The organism is Deferribacterota bacterium (assembly GCA_034189185.1).
Classification (GTDB): Bacteria; Chrysiogenota; Deferribacteres; order Deferribacterales; family UBA228; genus UBA228.
Genome location: JAXHVM010000016.1, coordinates 1 through 21,791, shown reverse-complemented (window position 1 = coordinate 21,791; position 21,791 = coordinate 1). Strand labels below are relative to the sequence as shown.

The window sequence follows — 21,791 nt, the reverse complement described above, 5'->3', positions numbered from 1 at the left end:
GATCTAAAAACTTATCTAAACATAATAATTCATTTTCAGAATCCTTAACTTCTTTTTTTAAATTTTCTGGTATCACTACATCAAAACCAACAAGTTTTTTTGCTTCAAATACATTATTTATTTCTTCTAAGGAAAAGTAATAATGATCATCTTTTTTATAAAAGTTCTTAATCGTATAAGAAAGATACAGATCTTTTTTTCGTAATATTAAATATTTATATCTAGAATATAAAAAGTTTACATCATAATAAATATCTAACTTTATTATCCCTTTATTGCCAAATGTTGAGCTTACTAAACCTATATCTATAAAATTCATAGAAAACCCTACTTGCCTGATTACAAGTAGGGTTAGCACATAATTACTCTAATATTTCTAAAACTATTTTTTTACCACTCTTAATCCCTGCAGCATTTAGGATTGTCCTCATAGCTCTTGCAGTTCTACCTTGTTTACCAATAACCTTACCTAGATCTGATTGGTTAACCCTAAGCTCAATTACAGTTGTTTTCTCACCTTCTACTTCTCTAATATCAACATCCTCTGGATTATCAACTATTGCCTTTACAATAGATTGAACAATTTCTTTCATCATTCAGCCTCCACATCTTTTTTCTTTTTTAGTTGTTTTTCTTCATGAAATCTCTTCATTATACCCACTTTTGATAGCATGCTTCTAACCGTATCTGTTGGTATCGCACCATTTAGAAGCCATTTCAACGTCTTTTCTTCATCTATTTTAAAATTGTTGTTTTCTCTAAGAGGATCATATATGCCTATCTTATCTATATATTGACCATCTCTCTTGTCTCTACTATCCATTGCTACAATTCGATAAAAGGGCTTCTTTTTTCTCCCAAATCTAATTAGCCTCAATTTAACTGCCACAAACACACCTCCTATTTGGATAAAATATCTTGTATAAAAGAACTGTCTAGCTTTTTAGTTTTGCCTTTCTTATTTTTTACAACCTTTAGCATTTTATTCATTTGAACCAATTGTTCAATCAATCTATTTACTTCCTTAACATTTGTACCACTGCCTCTTGCAATCCTCTTCTTTCTACTACTATTCAAAATTTTATAATGACGCCTCTCATATGGAGTCATTGAGTTAACTATAGCCTCAACCCTTTTGAATTTATCATCAAAAGAATCTAATTTTGGCATTTTACTAAAACCTGGAATTAATTTCAATACATTTTCAATTGAACCCATCTTTTCAATCATCTTCAATTGTTTAACAAGGTCATTAAAATCTAAACCACCTTTTTTTAATTTTTGTTCAAGTTTTTTTGACTCATCTTTTTCAACTATATTTTGAGCTTTCTCAACTAAACTAACAATATCGCCCATATCTAATATTCTTGAGGCCATTCTATCAGGATAAAAGGGTTCAAAATCAACTACTTTCTCACCAGTACTTGCATATTTAATTGGCTTACCAATAACCTCTCTTATAGATAATGCTGCGCCTCCACGAGCATCACTATCTAATTTAGTCAAAATGACCCCAGTCAAATCCAAGACATTATCAAATTGAACAGCTTGGTTAATTGCATCTTGACCTACCATACTATCAACTACTAATAAGATCTCATCTGGTTTTATCTTATTTTTAATATTTACTAACTCATCCATCATATCACTATCAATATGGAGTCTACCTGCTGTATCAATTATATTTATATCAAACAAATTTCTCCTGGCATATAATACTGATGATTCTGCTATTTGGATAGGATCATTACAATTCTCTATAGAAAAAAAGCTTATGCCATTCTTTTTTGCCATAATCTCAAGTTGTTGGATTGCTGCAGCTCTATAAACATCAGCGGCTGTTAAAAGTACTTTTTTACCTTTAAATTGACACGCCAATTTTACAGCAGTAGTCGTTTTACCTGAGCCTTGTAATCCCACTAGCATTATATTTGTTGGGATATTAGATGAGAGCCTTATTTTAGCATTATCGCTACTGCCTCCCAGAATATTTACAAGCTCATCATGAACTATTTTCACAAATACTTTATCAGGTGTTAAGCTTTTAACAACTTCAGCACCTAAGGCTTTATCCTTTACATTGTCTACAAACCTTTTAACTACTTTGTAATTAACATCTGCTTCTAATAAAGCCAGTTTAATCTGCCTAACTATATCTTTTATATTATCTTCACTAAGCTTTCCTTCGCCTTTTATTTTCTTAAAGATATTTTGCAATCTATCTGATAGATTTTTAAACATATTCTAACCTCAAATATTGTAAGATATAATCATCCAAATTACAGTCAATAATTTATTAACTAAATTCATACATAACCAGACCACTTGCAAGTTTAGGGTAAAAAAATGTTGTCTTCTGTGGCATAGTCAAACCATTATCTGCAATTTCTCTAATAATCTCTAGGGATACTGGTGGTAATATAAAAGCCATTATATTATTAGATTCTTTAATTTTGATGCATAATTCATCTTTACTATGTATATATGATATTTTATTTCCTTTCATAATATCTTCGTCAGTAAAATTAAAACAGGCTTTAAATATCAATTCATATAATACATAGGTATTAACTTTCCTATATACAGAATGTAAAAATTCAAAGGAATCTTCTTTTAATATTAATCCATAATTTTTCTTATCAAATACCATAACAAAACGTAAATCACTTTCATCTTTTAAAAACTCACTTATATTGTTAACATTCTCTATAATATGAAAATATTGTTCAATGCATTTAAAAAAATTAGCCTTATCAAAACCCTCATCTAGCTCAACTAACCTATGGGTTGGAAATATTTTAAGACCATTATCATAAAAATTAACTAACATCATCATGATATAGTCATAATCTTTTTCCTCTGATGGATTTACATCATCAATGCTTCTTCTATAATCTCTATATGATAAAGCTGTAGTATATCTATGATGTCCATCTGCAATATATATTTTTTTATCCTTCATAAATTGACATATTATTTCTATATATTTTTCATCAGATACTATCCATAGGCTATTTTTTACCCCATCATCATCAACTGCTGAAACAGATGGTAAATTTTTCTTAATATAGCTAAATATTCCAGATAGCTTATCTTCACTATCCATATATAGTGCAAAAACCTGACTTAAATTACATTTAACTTCTTTTATAAGATTAAACCTATCTTCAACATGTTTAGATATAGTTTTTTCATGTGGTAAAATATTTTTTTCTCCTAATTTCTCTAATTTAACAGCCCCTACAAAACCTGTTCTAGTATAATTTTTGTTATTATACACATACTGTTGTTCATACAAATATAAGCATGGCTTTTTATCATAAACAAGGACATCTTCTGATTTCCACTTATTTAATAACTCCCTTGCCTTTTCATATTTTCTTTCGCCCTGCGGAAGGGTTAACCTAACGATATTATATGGTGATTTTAGCTCTAATTTCTCTCTTGCTTTCTCCCCTATAACATCATAAGGTGGAGCAATAACATTCTTTAAAACAGCCTTTTCTAAATTATATCTCAGTCCTTTAAAGGGCCTAATATCCACCACTTTTTAACCTTTAGCGCCTACAATCTTAATTTTTGCAAACTTTCTCTTGCCAACTTTTATGATATATTCACCTTTACTTAATTTATAATTTATATCATTTATTCTACTATTATCAATATAAACCCCTCCTTGTATTACTAGTCTTTTAGCTTCTGATTTAGAGCTTGCAAATCCTATATTTTTTAACATGCTTATAATATCTATATTATCTGAAAATACAAATTCTTCAATATCTTTGGGTATTTCTCTATTTGTAAAGACCCTCTCAAACTGCTCAAGCGCTTTCTTTGCAGCACTATAACTGTGAAACTTATTTACTAGTTCAAAAGCCAGATCTTTTTTTGCATCCATTGGATGAATTTTTCCATTTTTAACCTTATCTATATCACTAATTGGCTTATCACTCAATAGCACATAATATCTTATCATTAATTCATCACTTATAGACATTATCTTACCAAACATCTCCTCAGGGGCATCCTTCAAGGCTATATAATTATTTAAGGACTTACTCATTTTTTGAACACCATCTAATCCCACTAATATAGGCATAGTCATAGCCACTTGTGGTTCTATATTATACCTTCTTTGAATATCTCTGCCCACTATGAGATTAAACTTTTGATCTGTACCACCTAATTCAATATCTGCCTTTAATACAACTGAATCATATGCCTGAATTAGTGGATATAAAAACTCATGTATACCTATGGGAATATTGTTTTTAAATCTATTAGAAAAATCATCCCTTTCTAACATCCTGGCAACTGTATAAAGCTTCGTCAGCTCAATAAACTTTTCAACACTCATCTTAGACATCCAACTACTATTAAAAACTATTTTTGTTTTATCTGGATCTAATATCTTAAAAACTTGTTCTTTGTATGTTTCAGCATTTTTCTTAACTTCTTCACTTGTTAATGCCTTTCTCGTTTCAGACCTCCCCGTTGGATCACCTATCATTCCAGTAAAATCTCCTATTAAGAAGAGAACATTATGCCCTAAATCTTGGAAGTGTTTCATTTTTTGTAAAACCACTGTGTGACCTAAATGTAAGTCAGGGGCTGATGGATCAAAACCGGCTTTTATATTAAGTTTTTTATTCTCTTTATTTGATATTTCTATTTTATTTACTAATTCTTCCTCAGTTATAATCTCAACTGTACCCCTTTTTAACAATTCTAATTCATCATATATATAGCTCTTCATTTAACAAAACCCATATTATAAATATTACTTATATAGTCTTTCAAAAAAATAAGCAATAAAGCAGAAATAGCAATAAAAGGCCCAAAGGGAATGGGAAAGTTCTTATTCCTTGTTATTAAAACTATGATAATACCTACAATAGATCCGATAAGTGAGGATATAAATAACACAAATAACACAAACTTTATACCCATAAAGGAACCTACAACAGCTAATAACTTCATATCACCACCACCTATACCATCATAGCCTTTTAATAGTTTATAAACAAGATTTGGTATATATAAAAAAATATAGCCACTCACTGCACCAATAATTGATTGTTTAAAATTTATATCTAGTCCAAATTGTTGTATATTTACTATATTTGGCAAAATTGATAAAACAACACCTAAGCATATACCAGTATAATTTATACTGTTAGGTATAACACCTGTAGTAAAATTTTTATCCATTAGGGTAAATAAGTCTGAGTAAGATGCTGCTAAAAGGAAAAAAGCAAAAATAGAATAATATATAAAACTATAACCTACACCAAAATTAATAGCAAACACAAGCACTACTAAAGCATAGGAAAACTCAACTAAGGGGTATCTTATAGAGATTCTACTATTGCAACAACTACATCTACCTTTCAATAAAATATAGCTAACAAGAGGTATATTATTATATAGTTTAATCTTACTGCCACAATTTGGACAATATGAAGAAGGATATATAATACTAATGTCCCTTGGCAGTCTATAAATTAAAACATTCATAAAGCTACCAAAAATTAACCCCAATACAAAGCAAATAATATAAATTAACATTAATTTAGTATGAGTTGTTTTCCTCTCTCATTGAAACTTCTAATGAAAATTTCTCATTTTCCAGAGAATAGCGCACTCCTATATATTTCAAACCACTTGGAATATTAACAATGTGGCCTTTTCCAATTATTAATGAGGGAATAGATATTTTAAATCGAGTACCCAATTTTTCACCAAAGATTTTTTTTGCACCACCAGCTATCATATTAAGTATCTCACCAACACCATCAACAACCTCATAATCTAAAGTCTTTTTCTCTTCACCTAAAAAATTTGAGACAATCTTTAGTGCTAAGTTTTCAGGCAAACTAATAATTACAGATCCCTTTATGTCTCCAGCAAGACCAATAACGCCTGAAACATCATAAGTGGTTCTTCTATCTTCTTTCAAATACACCTCATCTTTTTTTGGCTTCATATTAACCATCGTAGAAAAAACAGAAAATGTAGCCTCAATAAAGGGGTTTATGTATTCAGCTTTCATATAACAAATACCTCCAAATTATTAATTATTATATATATTTATATAAATTTAAATTATTAACAAGACTTTCATCTATTCTTTTACTCTTTTTTAGTCATCATTGCAATAAATTCTAGTTCACAAACAATATCATTAGTATTATTGTATACAACTCCTTTCATTCGCCAAGCATCTTTTTTACGCTTAATTAAGTTAACTACTATTTTTAAAGTCATTCCAGGTCTAACAACCTTCCTGAACCTAACCTTGTCTAGCCCCATTAAAAAAAGCTGATAGTTGTTAAATGATTTATCCCTATAAAATTGTGAGGCAAATAGACCACCAGCTTGTGCAACAGCCTCTACCATTATCACACCTGGCATTATAGGATTATTAGGAAAATGACCTGAAAAAAATGGCTCATTAATAGTAACATTTTTTAATGCAACAATTCTTTCATCTGTCAATTCGACTATCTTATCTATAAATAGAAATGGATATCTATGTGGTAAAATTGAGAGAATTTCATCAATATCCATCAATATCCCCCTTTGTTTATAAACTTAATTATAACTAATCCTTAGCTTTCCATTTTCTATTATATCGCTCTATAACTTTACCAGTAATATCCACCATATTAGAATTATACAGTACACCACCTTGATCTGCCTCTATAATTAAATCATAACCTAATTCCCTTCCCAATTCTTTTACAACGTCTCTCAATTCCCTGGCAATCTTACTTACATATTCACTCTCTTTTTTCCTCATCTCTTCATTAGAATCTTGAATAAATCTCTGTAACTCCTTCATCCTATCTTGATAGGTAGACATTTTATCTTTTTTAGCTTCTTCAGTTAATAGAGAACTTTGATTAGTTATCTCTTCTTTCAACTGAGCTAATTCAGCTTTACGCCTATTAATCTCTTTTTGCTTTTCTTGAAAAAACTCCTTCATTTTTTCTACTGCCTGTTTGCCTGCCTCGCTCTCATCTAATGCCCTTTGCAGGTTTGCAACCCCAACCTTAACATCTGCATGTAGCGGTATTACAGTTATAGCAAAAATAATCAACATTGACGTTAAAAATATCCTTTTCATACTAACCTCCTGTAAAAATTTCTTTTAAAACCAAATTAAAACATACCACCAACAGAAAAATCTAACCTGCCTCTTGACTCATCATGCTCTTTGTCAAGTTTAATACCATATTCCACTCTAATAGGTCCAAAAGGACTTCTCCATCTAATACCCGCACCAACAGATCTCTTTAAATCTGATGATAAAATAGACTCCCCATCTTCCCACACATTACCTGCATCAAAAAAGACAACTCCTTTCAAATTTATTTCCTCTGATATTGGAAATACTGCCTCTGCATTAAATAGTAAATATTTATCACCTCCATATTCAAACCCTGACTCATCCTCTGGTGAAATTTCTCCATATTCATAACCCCTTACTGAATGCATACCACCTAAATAAAATCTTTCATTTAGTGGTATTTCTTTATCATTAAACTCCTTAATATAACCAATCTCTCCATTAACCATTCCTACAAACTTCCAAAATAGTGGTTGATATTGTTTCGATGAAAAAACAGCTTTAATAAACTCACTATCACCACCAAACCCAGCATATTTTAACATAAGTTTTGTCTGATTTCCCTTGCTTGGATCAGCTGGAAAATCAATAGTATTCCACTCAATTGTAGGAGCTATACTTATAGTTGACATATCCCCTCTAAATTTCTTTATCTCCCAAGAAGCCTCTTCCTCAATATCAGAGATATGAAATTGTTCATAGGCTAACCTATAAATAATATATAATTTTCTACCTATAATTGGGTGTCCTAATCTAACAGCTGCACCCGTTATCCTTTCATCGTAATCAAAATACTCATCTTCCCATCTAAATACATCTACTCCAAATGTGATTGGTTTATCAAAGAGCCAAGAATTTGTAAAGTTTATAATAAACCTTGAACGTTCTGTCCCAAGCTCACCAGTTAACCTTGCTGAATAACCCAAACCAAATAAATTACTCTGCCTAATTTGAAACAATCCAACAATACCATCAAGCGTTGAAAAACCAGCTCCTACTGTAAATGTTCCAGTAGATTTTTCTTTAACATTTATTTTTAAATCTATTTTATCTAACTGAAGAGGCTCTTCGATAAAGTTAACCTCTTCAAAATAGTCTAATCTTTCTAAGGCTTTCTTAGAAAGCTCAATTTTTTCACTACTATAAGTTTCGCCCTCTACAATTTTTAATTCCCTTCTTATGACTCTATCCCTTGTTTTAACATTGCCCTCAATAATTATTCTATTAATCTTTACTAGTCTATTCTCTTCAATTGAATATGTTATATCAACTGTTCTGGTATTGTCATCAATATATGTCTTTGGGTTAACATTGGCAAATGCATACCCTATCGCTGTAAAAGCTTTAGTTAATCTTTCAATATCATTTCTAAAAACTTGACTGCCAAAGATATCACCACTTTTGAGTTCTATTCTTTTTTCTAATTCCTCATTTGTTAAATGTTCATTGCCTTCAAATGATATTTCACCTACCTTATATTGTGGGCCCTCTTGAATTCTAAAAATAACCTCTAAATAGTTCTCCTTTTTATGTACTTTAACTTCTGGTTCGCCTACCTGAACTTTAATAAAACCATTATTGTAGTATTCATTTCTAATCCTATCCCTGTCTAACATCAAATCTTCCCTTTTTAAATGACCACTACCGGTTAACCATGACAAAAACCATTTTTCTTTGGTTGCAATAACTTTTTTAAGCCTTTTATTATCAATCTCTTTATTACCCAGAAAGGTAATCTTTTCAACCATAGCCTTAGATCCTTCATCTATAGAAAAAACAACATCAACGTCTCCATTAGCCGCTTCCTCAATATCATAAGAAATATCTACATTATAATAGCTCTTATTCTCATATTCCTTTCTGATCTCCTCTATGGCTTTATTTATTTTTTTAAAATCAAGTATATCACCACCTTTAAGAGATATTATAGCAACCAATTTGTCAGATGATAATTCTTTGTTACCTTCAAAATATATACTATTTACATAGGGCTTTTCTTTAACTATATATGTTAAAACCAAATCCTCACCTTCTACTGAGAGATCAACTTTTATATCATAGAAATAACCTGATGCATACATCTTCTTAATCGATTTATCAATTAAATCAAAACTAAACTCTGTGTTTGGTTTAACTGCATATTCCAAAACCTTATTATCTGATATTCTTTTATTGCCCACAACCTTTACTTTAGTGATTGTTGCAGCGAATAGCAGGTTACTACCCAATATAAAAAATATAATAAAACCGGTTATACATCTTAGTAACATAAATAATTTAACAATTCTCTTATTCTCTCAAATTTTATCCTAGTCAAATTTTTATTAGCTATTAGTCTAGCAGTTGAAAGGCAAATTATCTCGGCTATAGTCAAACCATTCTTCCTCAATGTTTCACCCGTTGAAACTAAGTCAACTATTAAATCTGACAAACCCAACAGTGGGGCAACCTCAATTGAACCATATAATTCAATTGCATCTATAGAATAACCTTTCTTCATGAAGAACTTTTTAGTTATATTTGGGTATTTTGTGGCAACTCTCATACCTGCCTTATATTTAAACACACCTTCTTTTAATCCAGCAACACATATCTTACATTTGCCCAATTGTAGGTCATATAACTCATAAACATCTGACTCTAATTCAAGGAGTATATCTTTACCAACAACACCTATATCACACGCACCGTACTCTACGTAAACTGGAACATCTTTATTTCTAATAAATAATAGAATGAGATTATTCTTCTGGTCTTCAAAAACAAGTTTACGACCTGACAGTTTGATCACTTCTTTATTTAACAAGCCTTTATTTGAAAATAAATTTACAACCTCTTCAGATAATCTCCCTACAGGTATTGCTAATCTTAATTGTTCTATTTTATTTCCTTCCTTATTCTTTTTATATTTACACCAATATTTTGCAATTTTCTTTCAAAATATTCATAACCCCTATCAATATAGGCAATGTTATGAATCCTACTCTGGCCCTCTGCTTGTAAAGCTGCTACAACTAAACCTGCACCTGCCCTCAAGTCTGTTGCATTAACATCTGTTCCAGTTAATTTTCTTGAAGGCCTTATTATAGCAGATCTATTTCTTAAAATAATATTTGCACCCATTCTCTTAAACTCTGCTATATGCATAAATCTATTTTCAAATATATCTTCTGTTATAACAGAAATACCCTCTGATGCAATCATTAAACCCATAAATGGTGCCTGTAAATCTGTTGGAAAACCTGGATAGGGTTGTGTTGTGATATCCACCGCCCTTAATCTTTTCTCTGATTTTACTCTAATAGTTTCACTATCAATAATATCAATAGATATCCCAGTTTCAGCTAATTTCTCTAATACAATTTTCATATAATTTATGGGAGTTTTTTTTATAATTATTTCACCTGAGGCTGCACCTACAATGCAGATAAATGTTCCTGCTTCAATCCTATCATATGTAATATTATAATTAGTTGGGCTTAAGGAATCCACGCCTATAATCTCTATTATTTTACTCCCCTCACCAGAAATATTAGCCCCCATCTTTTTTAAAAAACCACATAAATCTATTACTTCAGGTTCTTGTGCAGCATTCTGTATGACAGTTTTACCTTTTGCTAATACCGCAGCCATTATAATATTTTCTGTTCCAGTAACTGTACTTACATCTAAAAAAACATCTGTTCCTTTTAATCTTTTACACTCAGCTACTATATAACCATGTTTTATATCAATGTTTGCACCCATCATTTTAAGTGCTTTTATATGCTGATCAATTGGCCTCTCCCCTATTGCACAACCACCTGGCAGGGACACCTTTGCTCTTCTTCTTTTAGCCAATAAAGGAGCCAAAACCAAAATTGAGGCTCTCATTTTTCTTACCAACTCATATGAAGCAACATAATTTTCACTGTAATTACTTTCTATTACTACCTTATGGCCTATTCTTTTAGAGGAACAACCTAGATCATTTAATAAATATAATATATTTTGTACGTCTAACAGATCAGGGACATTGTCTATCTCATAGGCACCTTCCGCCAAAATAGTTGCAGCTAAAACCGGCAGACTTGCATTCTTTGAGCCACTAATAGTAACATTACCAGTCAAATATGAACTTTTATCAACTATAAACAATTCTTCCAACATATAGCCCTTGGTCTATTCTCAAGATCATATATAGTTACAAATGTCAACGATAAATCCTCACATAATTTAACTATTTTATCGTATAAATTAGGGTTTATTTCAAATATTATAAAACCATCTCTTTTACACAATTTGTTTACAATAGGCAATAGTTTTTTGTAAAAAATAAAGCCCTTTTCCTCTGCAAATATTGCCCTTCTTGGTTCATATTTTATGGAGTCCTCATAATCTGATTCCATTAAACCGACATATGGTGGATTGCATACTATTATATCAAATATTTTGCCTTTTAATATATCACACACATTAAATACATCAGCGCATAAAAGATCAACCCTATTGTTAAGTGCAAATTTATGGCTATTAATACGAGCTACTTCTAAAGCTTGTAAACTATTATCTATGCCAACCCCGAACCCTCTCTTAAACTCTAAAATCAATGATATTAAAATATTTGCTGAACCTGTACACAAATCTAATATTTTTGGCTCTTTTATATAACTACAACTTTTTATTATATAGTCAATTAATACTGAGGTGTCTTCTCTTGGTATTAACACCCTCTCATCTATATAAAACTCATACTTATAAAAAACTTTTCGTTTCGTAATATAGGCAAGAGGATAACCTTTTCTTAAAAGTTCAATTTCTTTTATTATTTTCTTATTTAATATAATTTTTGATGAAAAAGATAAATAAACTTTACTATAATCAATATCCAAAAGATATGAAATATAATCAAATATTTCTGATTTAGATCTTAATATATTATTATTTTTTAAAAGATTATAAAAATCAATTACATTGAATATTTTATTAGGATAAAATTCTTTACAATTAGGCTCCAATTGACCTAAGCTTTTCTATTTGTTCCCACGAAATAAGTGAATCAATTATTTCATCTAATTCACCATTTAAAACCCTATCTAAACTATAGATTGTCAAATTAATTCTATGGTCTGTAACCCTATTTTGAGGGAAATTATATGTTCTTATTTTACTACTTCTATCACCACTGCCTACTTGAGATTTTCTGCTAATTGACAACTCTTGCTCTCTTTTTTCAATCTCCAAATCTAGCAATTTTGCCCTAAGGAGCTTCAACGCTTTCTCCCTATTTTTTATCTGGCTTCTCTCATCTTGACAACTAACAACTGTGCCACTAGGAATATGTGTAATCCTTACTGCAGAATCAGTGGTGTTAACATGCTGACCACCTGCACCAGAAGATCTAAATACATCTATCCGTAAATCTTTTTGATCAATTTTAACATCAACATCATCTGCCTCAGGCAAAATAGCAACTGTACAAGCAGAAGTATGAATTCTTCCCGAGGCTTCTGTTTCAGGTACCCTTTGTACCCTATGGCCACCTGCTTCATATTTCAACCTACTGTAAACACCTTTACCTTTAATTAACAGAACAATCTCTTTAAAACCACCAACGCCAGTTTCATTAGAATTTATTATTTCAGTACTCCAACCTTTTTTCTCTGCATATTTTGTATACATCCTAAATAGATCACCTGCAAATAAAGTAGCTTCATCACCTCCTGTTCCAGCCCTAATCTCCATATATATATTTTTATTCTTATAGGGATCCTTTGGTAATAACAATAGCTTTAGTTCCTCTTCTAGCTCTTCTAATTTTTTTCTATTTTCTCTCAATTCTTCTTCTGCCAATTCCTTTAGTTCTCTATCACTAGAATTATTCAAAATATCCTTTGCTTCATCAATACTCTTTTTAACCTCTCTGTATTGTTGGTATTTATTATAGATTGGCTCTAGCTCTGTACTTTCTTTTGAAAGGTTCTGAAATTTTTCACGGTTATTTATTGTCTGAACATTTGACAATTCATCAAGAATATATTCATATCTTTTTGTGATTTTCTCTAGTTTATCAAACATATAAATTATTTTAAAATTTAGATAGTAAAAAAATCTCTATCTTTTCTTAGATCTTTTAGGCTTTTTACTTTCTTTTTCTACCTTAGCATACTTTTTCATAAACTTCTCAATTCGCCCTGCTGTATCAACAAACTTCTGTTGTCCCGTAAAAAAAGGATGACAATTAGAGCAAACTGCAATTGTTTTATTATTTGCAGTTGACCTAGTTTTAATCTCGTTTCCACATGCACATTTAAAAACTACTTCTTTGTATTCAGGATGAATGCCCTTCTTCATTTTAAACCTCCAATTTCACTGATATCATAATCTTTTTTATTAATATGTAAATAATAATTTAAATATTTAATTAAATATGTTATAGAAAATTATAAACAAATAAGGCAGTAGCCTATTTAGCCATAGCCATTAGAAATTCCTTATTCGTTTTTGTTCCCTTTATCTTATCAAGAAGGAACTCCATTGCATCGACAGTATTCATGTTCGATAAGAATCTCCTTAATATCCACACTCTATTTAATTCCTCTTTGCTAAGTAACAGCTCTTCTCTCCTTGTCCCTGATCTGTTAATATCAATTGCAGGAAATATTCTCTTTTCAACAAGCCTGCGATCTAAATGAAGCTCCATATTGCCCGTCCCTTTAAATTCTTCATATATCACCTCGTCCATTCTAGAGCCTGTATCTATCAGTGCTGTAGCTATAATAGTAAGACTCCCCCCTTCTTCTACATTCCTTGCAGCTCCAAAAAAACGTTTTGGTTTATGTAGTGCATTTGAATCAACACCACCTGATAGCACCTTACCACTGGGTGGCTCAATCGAATTATAGGCTCTAGCAAGCCTTGTTATACTATCTAATAAAATGCAAACATCTCTACCATGCTCAACAAGTCTTTTAGCTTTGTTTATTACCATCTCAGCAACTGAAACATGCCTATAGGCAGGCTCATCAAAGGTTGATGAAATAACCTCAGCTTCAACAGACCTCGCCATATCAGTAACCTCTTCAGGTCTTTCATCTATTAATAAGATTATCGGATATATTTCTGGATGGTTCTTTGTAATACTATTGGCTATTGACTTTAAAAGCATTGTTTTACCTGTTTTAGGTGGGGCTACAATTAAGCCACGTTGACCTTTGCCAACGGGGGCCAATAAATTCATAATCCTTGTATCATATGAGGTTGGAAAAGCCTCCAAATTTATCCTTCTTTCAGGAAACAAGGGTGTTAAATTCTCAAAGAGTACCCTCTTTTTTGTTGTGGGCTCAAAATTTATATACTCAACCTTTAATACAGCAAAATATTTTTCATTATCTCTAGGTGGTCTAATCTCTCCAGCAATAGTATCACCACTCCTTAAGGCAAATTTTCTTATTTGCGCAGGCGATACATATATATCATCAGGCCCTGGAAGATAGTTATAGTCAGTAGACCTCAAAAAACCAAATCCATCTGGCAAAACTTCTAGAACACCTTGCCCATATATTTGGCCATTTTTTGCAGAATATTGCTTAAGTATTTCAAATATTAATTCCTGCTTTAATAAACTCCCTGGGTTTTCTATTCCTAACTCATTTGCAATTGATAAGAGTTCCTCAATGGGTTTTTCTTTTAGTTCTTTAATATTCACTAATCTACTCCTTTAATTTTTTTATGATTTTTTAATTTCTATTTATGGTATTTCAGAAATCCTGATTTCTGTGTAAGAAACAACCTTTTAAATCTATTAATAAATTAATTAATCTAAAAATTTGTTTTGTCAAGCATTTTTATTTAATAATTCATTAAATTGTTCTTCATTAATAATATTAATTCCCATCTTTTTTGCGCGATCTAGTTTACTACCTGGTTTCTTACCAACAATTAAATAATCTAGCTTTTTACTCACATTTAATAACACCTCACCCCCATTTTGTTCTATCAACTCTTCAAATTCCTTTCTAGGCTTTGAAAGGCTCCCTGTTATTAGGAATGTTTTACCTTCTAATTTTTTACTTGTTTTTTCATCAATTGAAAATTTTAACCCCTTTGACCTTAGCCTACCTATCATCTTTATTACCCTTTCTTCTCTAAAGGTTTTATATAAAAGAGATGCAATTATTTCACCGATTTCCTCAATTTTTTCAAAATCTTCTTTACTAGCATTTATTATATTATCAATATTTTTAAAATGATTAGCTAAAATTATTGCATATCTCTGTCCAATATGTCTAATACCTAAGGCATATAAAACTTTATGGAAAGGCTTGCTCTTACTTCTCTCAATTGCCTTTATTATGTTTTCGCTAGATTTTTCTCCCATTCTTTCAAGACCTATCAGATCTTCTTTTTTCAAATCATATATATCAGCAATAGACTTTATGTAAGATTCTTTAATTAATTTATCTACCAAACTCTCGCCTAAACCTTTAATATCCATTGCATCCCTTGAGGCAAAATGCAAAATAGAGGCTTTCAATCTTGCAGGACATTCTGGATTTACACATCTAATGAAAGGTTCATCTTCTTCTTTTATTGTAATTGCATTACATACAGGGCATCTCTTTGGTAGCACAATATCTCTTTCATCGCCTTTTCTTCTTTTAGTTATAACCTTTGTTATCTTTGGTATTATTTCGCCTGCTTTCTCAACAAAAACATAATCGCCAATTTTTACACCTAATCTCCTTATTTCATCAACATTATGTAATGTTGCCTTAGAAACTTTAGATCCAGATAGATGGACAGGCTCCAATATAGCAACGGGTGTAATAATACCAGTTCTGCCAACCTGGAATCTTACGTCTACCAATTTTGTTGAAGCTTGTTCTGCAGGATATTTATATGCAAAAGCCCATCTTGGAAACCTTGCGGTCTCACCAAGTATAGATCTTAGGTTATATTCACTGACCTTTACTACCACACCATCAATTGCATAATCAATGGTCTTCTTTAACTTATATATCTCATCTAGATAATCAAAAATCTGATCTTTATTGTCGGCTTTTTTAATGTTTTTATTTACTTTAAAACCCAATTCTCTTAGATAGTCCATATCATCATAATGGTTGTCAAACTTACGACCTGCATCTAGTGCATAAATGAATACATCTAAATGCCTTTCAGCTGCTAGCCTTGGATCTAATAGTTTTAATGTCCCTGCTGCAGCATTTCTAGGGTTAGCAAAGGGTGTTAAATCATTTTCGATCCTGTACTCATTTATTTTTCTAAAATCTTCAAATCTTAAATATACTTCCCCTCTTACAACTATATGTCTTTCATCCTTGATCTTAAGAGGTAATGTTTTTATTGTTTTTATATTATGGGTTACTTCCTCACCCACATAGCCATCACCTCTTGTTAATCCATATGACAAATATCCGTTATCGTAAGTTAAAGAAACTGCTACGCCATCTATCTTTGGCTCTAGCACTAATGAATAATTATTCCCAACCTTTTTCTCAATCCTATCAATAAAAGCACTAACCTCCTCCTTAGAATAGGTATTCTCTAAGGACAACATTCTAATCTCATGCTCTCTTGTAGGTATAGTCGAAACAGGCCTAATTCCAACCCTTTGGGTTGGTGAAAATGGAACAACTAGCTCAGGATATTTTTCCTCTATTTCTTTTAATTCTTTTAATAGGCAATCATATTCATAATCTGATATAATTGGATTATTTTTAACATAATAATTTATATCATGTTCTGTTATTTCATCAATTAGTTTAAAATATCTCTTTTTTATATCCTCACTAACCATAAAACTTATCTATCCCTAACAAGCAGGCTATATTCTTCAATATCCTTTGGTGTATCAATAACATATTCCTCATTAGGTTTTAAAAATTCTACTTTATTACCATCCTTCAGTGAATAAATATCTTTTAATATTAAATTAAATTTATACAAATTAGGGGTAAAAACCTTTAGTTTTTCACCAACTTCTGCTTTTGCCCTACTTATTAATATATATTTACCATCTTTATTTATAAAATAACCTATAAAATCACCCTTTCTTACATATTTAGATGATACATTATTTGTTGTTTTATTGTTATAACCATCTATAAAAGCATTTGTATAACCCCTGTTGCTAACTAATTCTAATAAATCTTTATAACTTTTAATAAGGCTAAATTTATTATCATAGTAATTATCAATGGCTTTTCTATAAACACCTGTAACGATGGAAACATAATATAAACTTTTCATTCTACCTTCTATTTTAAATGATTTAACCCCTGCGTTAATCAATTTATCAATATAATCTATTAAACATAGATCTTTCGAATTTAAAATATAACTACCCCTTTCATCAAAATCAACCTCATAATAATCGTTTGCTCTCTCTTCTTCAACTAGATAGTATTTCCATCTGCAAGGGTGTGTGCACTCACCCCTATTTGCATCTTTACCAGTAAGATATTGGCTTAAATAGCATCTTCCTGAATAGGATATACACATTGCCCCATGCACAAATACCTCTATCTCTAGATTAGTATTATTGCAGATAAACTCAATCTCCTTTAGAGGAAGCTCTCTTGCTAGGATTATTCTCTTTATTCCTAAATCTTCCCAGAATTTGACAGCATTAATATTAGTTGTATTTGCTTGCGTGCTCAAATGTAAGGGTATATTAACATTCATTTTTTTTATTAAATATATAATACCTGGATCTGAAACAATAAAAGCGTCAATATTAAAACTAGCTATCTTTTCAATAAAAGTTTCAATAGATCTAAGGTCATTATTTTTTGCATATATGTTTAATGTTATATAACCTTTTTTGCCTCTTTCATGGAGAAAATTAATAGCATATTTAATTTCATCAAAACTGAAATTATTGGCTTTATTTCTTAAACCATAGTCCTTATATGAAAAATATACTGCATCAGCCCCATAATAGGTTGCAAATTTTAGTTTTTCTAAATTACCAGCAGGGGATAACAATTCAACTGACATTTCTCGCTAACAAAACCCCTCCACCAACAGGTATTATTGAAAACCCATAGTTTGAGTCACAGCTAACTTCTCTTATTAATTCAATTAACTGTTCACACATATTTAAATATCTTCTTGGAATAATTGATTTATTCTGAGATATTAAGCCATAGAGCAATACATCATCAAAAATTATTAAACCACCCCTTTCTATTTTTTTCTTAGCTAAATGCCACATTAGGCTATAGTCACTCTTTACAGAATCAATTATAATTGCATCAAAAGATAATTTAGTAGTTTTCAAATAGTTTATACCATTAGCATTATAAAATTCAATATTTTTATTTTTAATAGTGTTTTTACAAATATCTAATCTACGCTTATTTGCATCAATTGCTATATATCTTTTGATAGATGAAATTGAGATCAAATATTTCGTAGAAACACCCACACCACAGCCAATTTCTAAAACAATACTTGGCTCTTTTATATTTAACACAAAGTTCAAAAACTTACCAACAACAGGGTCCATAGCCTGTTCTTTATCTCTTATATCTAAATTATCGTAATTTATAGGGATATTATAGATTGATAAATTTTTTATAAACTCTTCTATATGGGGTTGCAATATCTCTGGTTTCAATTATCTAAAATTAATTAGAGCTTTTATTATCACTCATAACAGCTAATCTTTCTGAAACTTCTGAAGCAAATTTTGGATCTGTCTTACCTAATTCACTCATAATCTCCCCAGCAGCCATTGGGCTTAACCTTTTAAACAATTTAACAGCTGTATCTACATCCATATTAGATATTACTCTTGCAGCATCCCTTGCTTTTGCTGAATTATAAATATTTGCAAGCTTATCTAAATTTTTATTTTCTAAGTCTTCAACTTGTTCTTTTAATGTCTTTATGTTATTCCCAATCTCTACTAGTTCTTGTTTTTGCTTTTTTAAACGCCTATTCTCTTTCTCTATTGCTTCTAAAATAAGTTTATTTTCCTTTTCTTTTTTCAATAACTCTTGTTCTTTCCTGTTTAAACGCTTCTCTTTCTCCTCTAATCTTTTCTCCCACCTTTGTAAATCAATTAGTTTATTATTTTGAGCAAATAGACCATTAGAAAATAAAAAAAACAATATTAAAATACAAGATAAACTAGATATCCTTATAGCCATAGTGGATGCTATTAATTTCATCTATAAATTTTTCCTCCATCTTTCTTTGAAAGGCTTTATAGCTTTCTATATGTTTTGTTTCCAAGTTATCCAAGACTAATTTCTCTGTTCTAGCCTCTAATACTATTTTCCTCTGTTTTTCTATTTCTCTATCTACGGACTCTATATACTTGCAAACCTTTTGATGTTGTGTATATAAATTGTTAATATACTTTTCATACAATTCAATGAATGTAAAATCACCTCTTTTCTTTAACTCTTCTATCTCTGTTTTATTTAAATTTATCTTCTCAATGATCTCATTTTTTCTGCATTCTAACTCATCTTTAATATTAAATAAATACAACAACTTATCCCTTTCAAGATCTAATATATGTTTTTTATATTTGTGTACTGATTCCAATCTAAAATCTTTCTGCATTTTAAATTAATATATAGTTAATATTAATAATTTAAACTCTTTTTATGCTATAAAAACCTTCACCTAACGCTTGCTTACCTTCGCCAATTATAACAAAGGCATTTTCATCTGCCTCTGCAACCAAGCTTTTTAAAAGTACCACTTGTGATCTATATATAGCACAATATAACATATAATGTTTTTTGCCAGTGTAGGTACCCTCAATCTCCCAGCAACTAACGCCCCTTTGTAAACCTGACATTAGTATACTGGCTACCTCATCACGTTTATCTGTAATTATTGTTGCTATCCTTATAATACTTGGTCCTTCAAAAGCATAATCTGAGGCAATACCATTAATAAACAAACATAAGATTGCATGTAGCGCAACATTCCAGCTAAAAACAAAAGCAGCAATTAATATTATGATGCCATCTGTAATAAGATATGTTTGGCTTAGTGGAAACCCAAACTTTTTATGAACCAATTTTGCTATTACATTAGTTCCACCTACTGAACCACCTGCTTTCATTACTAAACCTGTCCCTATACCGGAAATAACCCCAGCATATATACTACTTAATAACATATCTTCAGTCATAGGGTTTTCTTTTAAAATTGGATAGGCAAACCTTAACAGTAAATATGTAGCTAGAGAGAAAACAATAACCGACAAAACTGTAAAAATTAAAAACTGTAATCTTCCAAGCTTATAATAACCTAAAATTAATAAAGGTATATTAAATAAAAGATATAAGATGCCTTCATTAACACTTATAAAATTATTAATAATAATACTTAAACCTTGTATACCACCTGCTGCCAAATCAAAAGGAATTTGAAAAAATACATATCCAATTGCAATTATAATTGAGCCAAAGGAAATTATCAGTAGCTTATTGATAAAATACCAATATCCAAACCTTTCTCTATACAAAGCTAAATTTTCATTATTATTACCCATAGATATTCCTATATAATAACAATTAAAGATTGTAAAGTTATTTATAACTGAAATTATCTATTAGTTATTTTAACATAATCTCCAATAAGATGTGTCAGTTTTTTTGCTTCAATATCGGTTTCAATTAGAATTAATGATTTATTATTATAATCTTTCACATCAATGAGCTTCCCTTTTATATTTATACTTTTTTTATTATCAAAAATATTCCCCTTTATATTTTCATTATTTATAATATTTATATAGGGATTAAATTTTATTTCCATGATAATCCTCCATAATAATTTATACTATATATATCGGCATATTTTAAAATTCTTTTATATCTAATAAAATTAATAATATTTAATAATAAATGAAACTTGATTAAAAGTTATATATATCTAAATTTATTGATTGCAATTGTATATTTATTTAGCCTATATATAGTAAAAATGGATCTTGACAAATTATATAGAACACTCCTAAATAAATATGGCAAACAACATTGGTGGCCTGCTGATACTGACTTTGAGGTTGTAATTGGTGCGATTTTAACACAAAACACAACATGGCAAAATTGTGAAAAAGCTATAGAAAACCTCAAAAAACATAATCTTATTAGCCCTGAAAAGATACATAATATAGATCTGCCTGTATTGAAAAAACTAATCAAATCAGCAGGTTTTTATAATCAAAAAGCACAATATTTAAAAAACATCTCATCTTTTATCACAGATAATCTTAAAGGTAATTTGCAACAATTAAGTTATCTCAGCATAGATGATGCAAGAAAACTCCTTTTAAATATACAAGGGGTAGGTTTTGAAACTGCAGACACAATTCTTTTATATGCAATAGAAAAGCCAATCTTTGTTATGGATGCTTATACAAAACGATTTATAAGTAGATTCTATAAATTAAAATTTAAAAGCTATAATAATCTACAAAACTTTTTTATGAATAATTTAGAACAAGATGTCGAATTATATAAAGAATACCATGCACTAATTGTTAAACATTCCAAAACCTATTGTCTTAAAAAACCGCTGTGCAACAATTGTTTTATAAATATATATTGCAACAAAAACATTTAGCCACATTTTATAAATAAAAGTGGTTGAGAAGGTTGGATAGCCGCTAAGCATTGAATATACA

At 30.2% G+C, this 21,791-nt stretch carries 25 protein-coding genes; 1 reads left to right on the top strand and 24 read right to left on the bottom strand.

Features of this window, described 5'->3' with window-relative positions; all coding sequences use genetic code 11:
• From SVN78_02255 to SVN78_02140, 24 genes are all read right to left on the bottom strand, one after another.
• Positions 1 to 319: hypothetical protein (locus tag SVN78_02255; GenBank protein MDY6820426.1), on the bottom strand; the 319-nt coding region annotated here is incomplete at its 3' end.
• Positions 320 to 362: 43 nt separating this feature from the next.
• Positions 363 to 596 carry a KH domain-containing protein gene (locus SVN78_02250; GenBank protein MDY6820425.1) on the bottom strand — a complete coding sequence of 78 codons (234 nt, stop codon included), beginning with the start codon at positions 594 to 596 and terminating at the stop codon, positions 363 to 365.
• Entirely contained in the window at positions 593 to 889 is a 297-nt protein-coding gene (gene rpsP / locus SVN78_02245) for a 30S ribosomal protein S16 (protein MDY6820424.1), read from the bottom strand. The genes SVN78_02250 and rpsP overlap by 4 nt, the downstream gene beginning before the upstream one ends.
• 11 nt (positions 890 to 900) lie before the next feature.
• Positions 901 to 2,241: a signal recognition particle protein gene (gene ffh, locus SVN78_02240; GenBank protein ID MDY6820423.1), complete on the bottom strand. Its 1,341-nt coding sequence runs from the start codon at positions 2,239 to 2,241 to the stop codon at positions 901 to 903.
• A gap of 55 nt (positions 2,242 to 2,296) precedes the next feature.
• Complete coding sequence (locus SVN78_02235) at positions 2,297 to 3,547, bottom strand: DUF1015 domain-containing protein (GenBank protein ID MDY6820422.1); 1,251 nt, start codon at positions 3,545 to 3,547, stop codon at positions 2,297 to 2,299.
• A 3-nt stretch (positions 3,548 to 3,550) separates the two neighbouring features.
• The gene (tyrS, locus tag SVN78_02230) at positions 3,551 to 4,756 is read right to left on the bottom strand and encodes a tyrosine--tRNA ligase (protein ID MDY6820421.1); all 1,206 of its coding nucleotides are present in this window, start codon (positions 4,754 to 4,756) and stop codon (positions 3,551 to 3,553) included.
• Entirely contained in the window at positions 4,753 to 5,568 is an 816-nt protein-coding gene (locus SVN78_02225; protein ID MDY6820420.1) for a prepilin peptidase, read from the bottom strand. The genes tyrS and SVN78_02225 overlap by 4 nt, the downstream gene beginning before the upstream one ends.
• Positions 5,569 to 5,572: 4 nt before the next feature.
• Positions 5,573 to 6,052: a chemotaxis protein CheX gene (locus SVN78_02220; GenBank protein ID MDY6820419.1), complete on the bottom strand. Its 480-nt coding sequence runs from the start codon at positions 6,050 to 6,052 to the stop codon at positions 5,573 to 5,575.
• Between the two features lie 80 nt (positions 6,053 to 6,132).
• On the bottom strand, positions 6,133 to 6,570 hold the full coding sequence (gene fabZ, locus SVN78_02215; protein ID MDY6820418.1) for a 3-hydroxyacyl-ACP dehydratase FabZ: 438 nt from the start codon (positions 6,568 to 6,570) through the stop codon (positions 6,133 to 6,135).
• Between the two features lie 34 nt (positions 6,571 to 6,604).
• On the bottom strand, positions 6,605 to 7,129 hold the full coding sequence (locus SVN78_02210) for an OmpH family outer membrane protein (protein ID MDY6820417.1): 525 nt from the start codon (positions 7,127 to 7,129) through the stop codon (positions 6,605 to 6,607).
• 35 nt (positions 7,130 to 7,164) lie between these two features.
• Positions 7,165 to 9,402, bottom strand: coding sequence for an outer membrane protein assembly factor BamA (gene bamA, locus SVN78_02205; GenBank protein MDY6820416.1), 2,238 nt, complete (start codon positions 9,400 to 9,402; stop codon positions 7,165 to 7,167).
• Positions 9,393 to 9,992: an ATP phosphoribosyltransferase gene (gene hisG / locus SVN78_02200; protein ID MDY6820415.1), complete on the bottom strand. Its 600-nt coding sequence runs from the start codon at positions 9,990 to 9,992 to the stop codon at positions 9,393 to 9,395. Before hisG ends, bamA begins: the two co-directional genes overlap by 10 nt.
• A gap of 17 nt (positions 9,993 to 10,009) precedes the next feature.
• On the bottom strand, positions 10,010 to 11,281 hold the full coding sequence (gene murA, locus SVN78_02195; protein MDY6820414.1) for a UDP-N-acetylglucosamine 1-carboxyvinyltransferase: 1,272 nt from the start codon (positions 11,279 to 11,281) through the stop codon (positions 10,010 to 10,012).
• Positions 11,260 to 12,003, bottom strand: coding sequence for a HemK family protein methyltransferase (locus SVN78_02190; GenBank protein MDY6820413.1), 744 nt, complete (start codon positions 12,001 to 12,003; stop codon positions 11,260 to 11,262). Before SVN78_02190 ends, murA begins: the two co-directional genes overlap by 22 nt.
• Positions 12,004 to 12,118: 115 nt before the next feature.
• Positions 12,119 to 13,189, bottom strand: a complete 1,071-nt coding sequence (prfA, locus tag SVN78_02185) for a peptide chain release factor 1 (protein ID MDY6820412.1) — start codon at positions 13,187 to 13,189, stop codon at positions 12,119 to 12,121.
• 36 nt (positions 13,190 to 13,225) lie between these two features.
• Entirely contained in the window at positions 13,226 to 13,465 is a 240-nt protein-coding gene (gene rpmE / locus SVN78_02180; GenBank protein ID MDY6820411.1) for a 50S ribosomal protein L31, read from the bottom strand.
• Positions 13,466 to 13,577: 112 nt separating this feature from the next.
• The gene (rho, locus tag SVN78_02175) at positions 13,578 to 14,819 is read right to left on the bottom strand and encodes a transcription termination factor Rho (protein ID MDY6820410.1); all 1,242 of its coding nucleotides are present in this window, start codon (positions 14,817 to 14,819) and stop codon (positions 13,578 to 13,580) included.
• 129 nt (positions 14,820 to 14,948) lie between these two features.
• On the bottom strand, positions 14,949 to 16,931 hold the full coding sequence (gene ligA, locus SVN78_02170; GenBank protein ID MDY6820409.1) for an NAD-dependent DNA ligase LigA: 1,983 nt from the start codon (positions 16,929 to 16,931) through the stop codon (positions 14,949 to 14,951).
• A 5-nt stretch (positions 16,932 to 16,936) separates the two neighbouring features.
• A complete protein-coding gene (locus tag SVN78_02165; protein ID MDY6820408.1) occupies positions 16,937 to 18,133 on the bottom strand; it encodes a U32 family peptidase C-terminal domain-containing protein in 1,197 nt (398 codons plus the stop codon).
• Positions 18,123 to 18,755, bottom strand: a complete 633-nt coding sequence (locus tag SVN78_02160) for a methyltransferase domain-containing protein (GenBank protein MDY6820407.1) — start codon at positions 18,753 to 18,755, stop codon at positions 18,123 to 18,125. Before SVN78_02160 ends, SVN78_02165 begins: the two co-directional genes overlap by 11 nt.
• Before the next feature lie 10 nt (positions 18,756 to 18,765).
• Positions 18,766 to 19,311 (bottom strand): hypothetical protein, encoded by a 546-nt coding sequence (locus SVN78_02155; GenBank protein MDY6820406.1) that lies wholly within the window; start codon positions 19,309 to 19,311, stop codon positions 18,766 to 18,768.
• Positions 19,271 to 19,711: a flagellar FliJ family protein gene (locus tag SVN78_02150; protein MDY6820405.1), complete on the bottom strand. Its 441-nt coding sequence runs from the start codon at positions 19,709 to 19,711 to the stop codon at positions 19,271 to 19,273. The genes SVN78_02155 and SVN78_02150 overlap by 41 nt, the downstream gene beginning before the upstream one ends.
• Positions 19,712 to 19,742: 31 nt before the next feature.
• A complete protein-coding gene (locus SVN78_02145) occupies positions 19,743 to 20,654 on the bottom strand; it encodes a YitT family protein (GenBank protein ID MDY6820404.1) in 912 nt (303 codons plus the stop codon).
• Between the two features lie 53 nt (positions 20,655 to 20,707).
• Positions 20,708 to 20,920, bottom strand: coding sequence for a hypothetical protein (locus SVN78_02140; protein ID MDY6820403.1), 213 nt, complete (start codon positions 20,918 to 20,920; stop codon positions 20,708 to 20,710).
• Between the two features lie 168 nt (positions 20,921 to 21,088).
• On the opposite strand from SVN78_02140, the gene SVN78_02135 reads away from it, so the two are divergent.
• Complete coding sequence (locus SVN78_02135; protein ID MDY6820402.1) at positions 21,089 to 21,730, top strand: endonuclease III domain-containing protein; 642 nt, start codon at positions 21,089 to 21,091, stop codon at positions 21,728 to 21,730.
• The last annotated feature ends 61 nt before the right edge of the window (positions 21,731 to 21,791 follow it).

Coding starts and splice junctions, on each gene's coding strand:
- ligA (MDY6820409.1), bottom strand. CDS start 16,931: ATGGTTAGTGAGGATATAAAAAAGAGATATTTTAAACTAATTGATGAA.
- SVN78_02140 (MDY6820403.1), bottom strand. CDS start 20,920: ATGGAAATAAAATTTAATCCCTATATAAATATTATAAATAATGAAAAT.
- murA (MDY6820414.1), bottom strand. CDS start 11,281: ATGTTGGAAGAATTGTTTATAGTTGATAAAAGTTCATATTTGACTGGT.
- SVN78_02210 (MDY6820417.1), bottom strand. CDS start 7,129: ATGAAAAGGATATTTTTAACGTCAATGTTGATTATTTTTGCTATAACT.
- SVN78_02220 (MDY6820419.1), bottom strand. CDS start 6,052: ATGAAAGCTGAATACATAAACCCCTTTATTGAGGCTACATTTTCTGTT.
- SVN78_02150 (MDY6820405.1), bottom strand. CDS start 19,711: ATGCAGAAAGATTTTAGATTGGAATCAGTACACAAATATAAAAAACAT.
- bamA (MDY6820416.1), bottom strand. CDS start 9,402: ATGTTACTAAGATGTATAACCGGTTTTATTATATTTTTTATATTGGGT.
- fabZ (MDY6820418.1), bottom strand. CDS start 6,570: ATGGATATTGATGAAATTCTCTCAATTTTACCACATAGATATCCATTT.
- SVN78_02145 (MDY6820404.1), bottom strand. CDS start 20,654: ATGGGTAATAATAATGAAAATTTAGCTTTGTATAGAGAAAGGTTTGGA.
- SVN78_02155 (MDY6820406.1), bottom strand. CDS start 19,311: ATGAAATTAATAGCATCCACTATGGCTATAAGGATATCTAGTTTATCT.
- SVN78_02225 (MDY6820420.1), bottom strand. CDS start 5,568: ATGTTAATTTATATTATTTGCTTTGTATTGGGGTTAATTTTTGGTAGC.
- SVN78_02165 (MDY6820408.1), bottom strand. CDS start 18,133: ATGTCAGTTGAATTGTTATCCCCTGCTGGTAATTTAGAAAAACTAAAA.
- ffh (MDY6820423.1), bottom strand. CDS start 2,241: ATGTTTAAAAATCTATCAGATAGATTGCAAAATATCTTTAAGAAAATA.
- tyrS (MDY6820421.1), bottom strand. CDS start 4,756: ATGAAGAGCTATATATATGATGAATTAGAATTGTTAAAAAGGGGTACA.
- SVN78_02250 (MDY6820425.1), bottom strand. CDS start 596: ATGATGAAAGAAATTGTTCAATCTATTGTAAAGGCAATAGTTGATAAT.
- prfA (MDY6820412.1), bottom strand. CDS start 13,189: ATGTTTGATAAACTAGAGAAAATCACAAAAAGATATGAATATATTCTT.
- rpmE (MDY6820411.1), bottom strand. CDS start 13,465: ATGAAGAAGGGCATTCATCCTGAATACAAAGAAGTAGTTTTTAAATGT.
- SVN78_02135 (MDY6820402.1), top strand. CDS start 21,089: ATGGATCTTGACAAATTATATAGAACACTCCTAAATAAATATGGCAAA.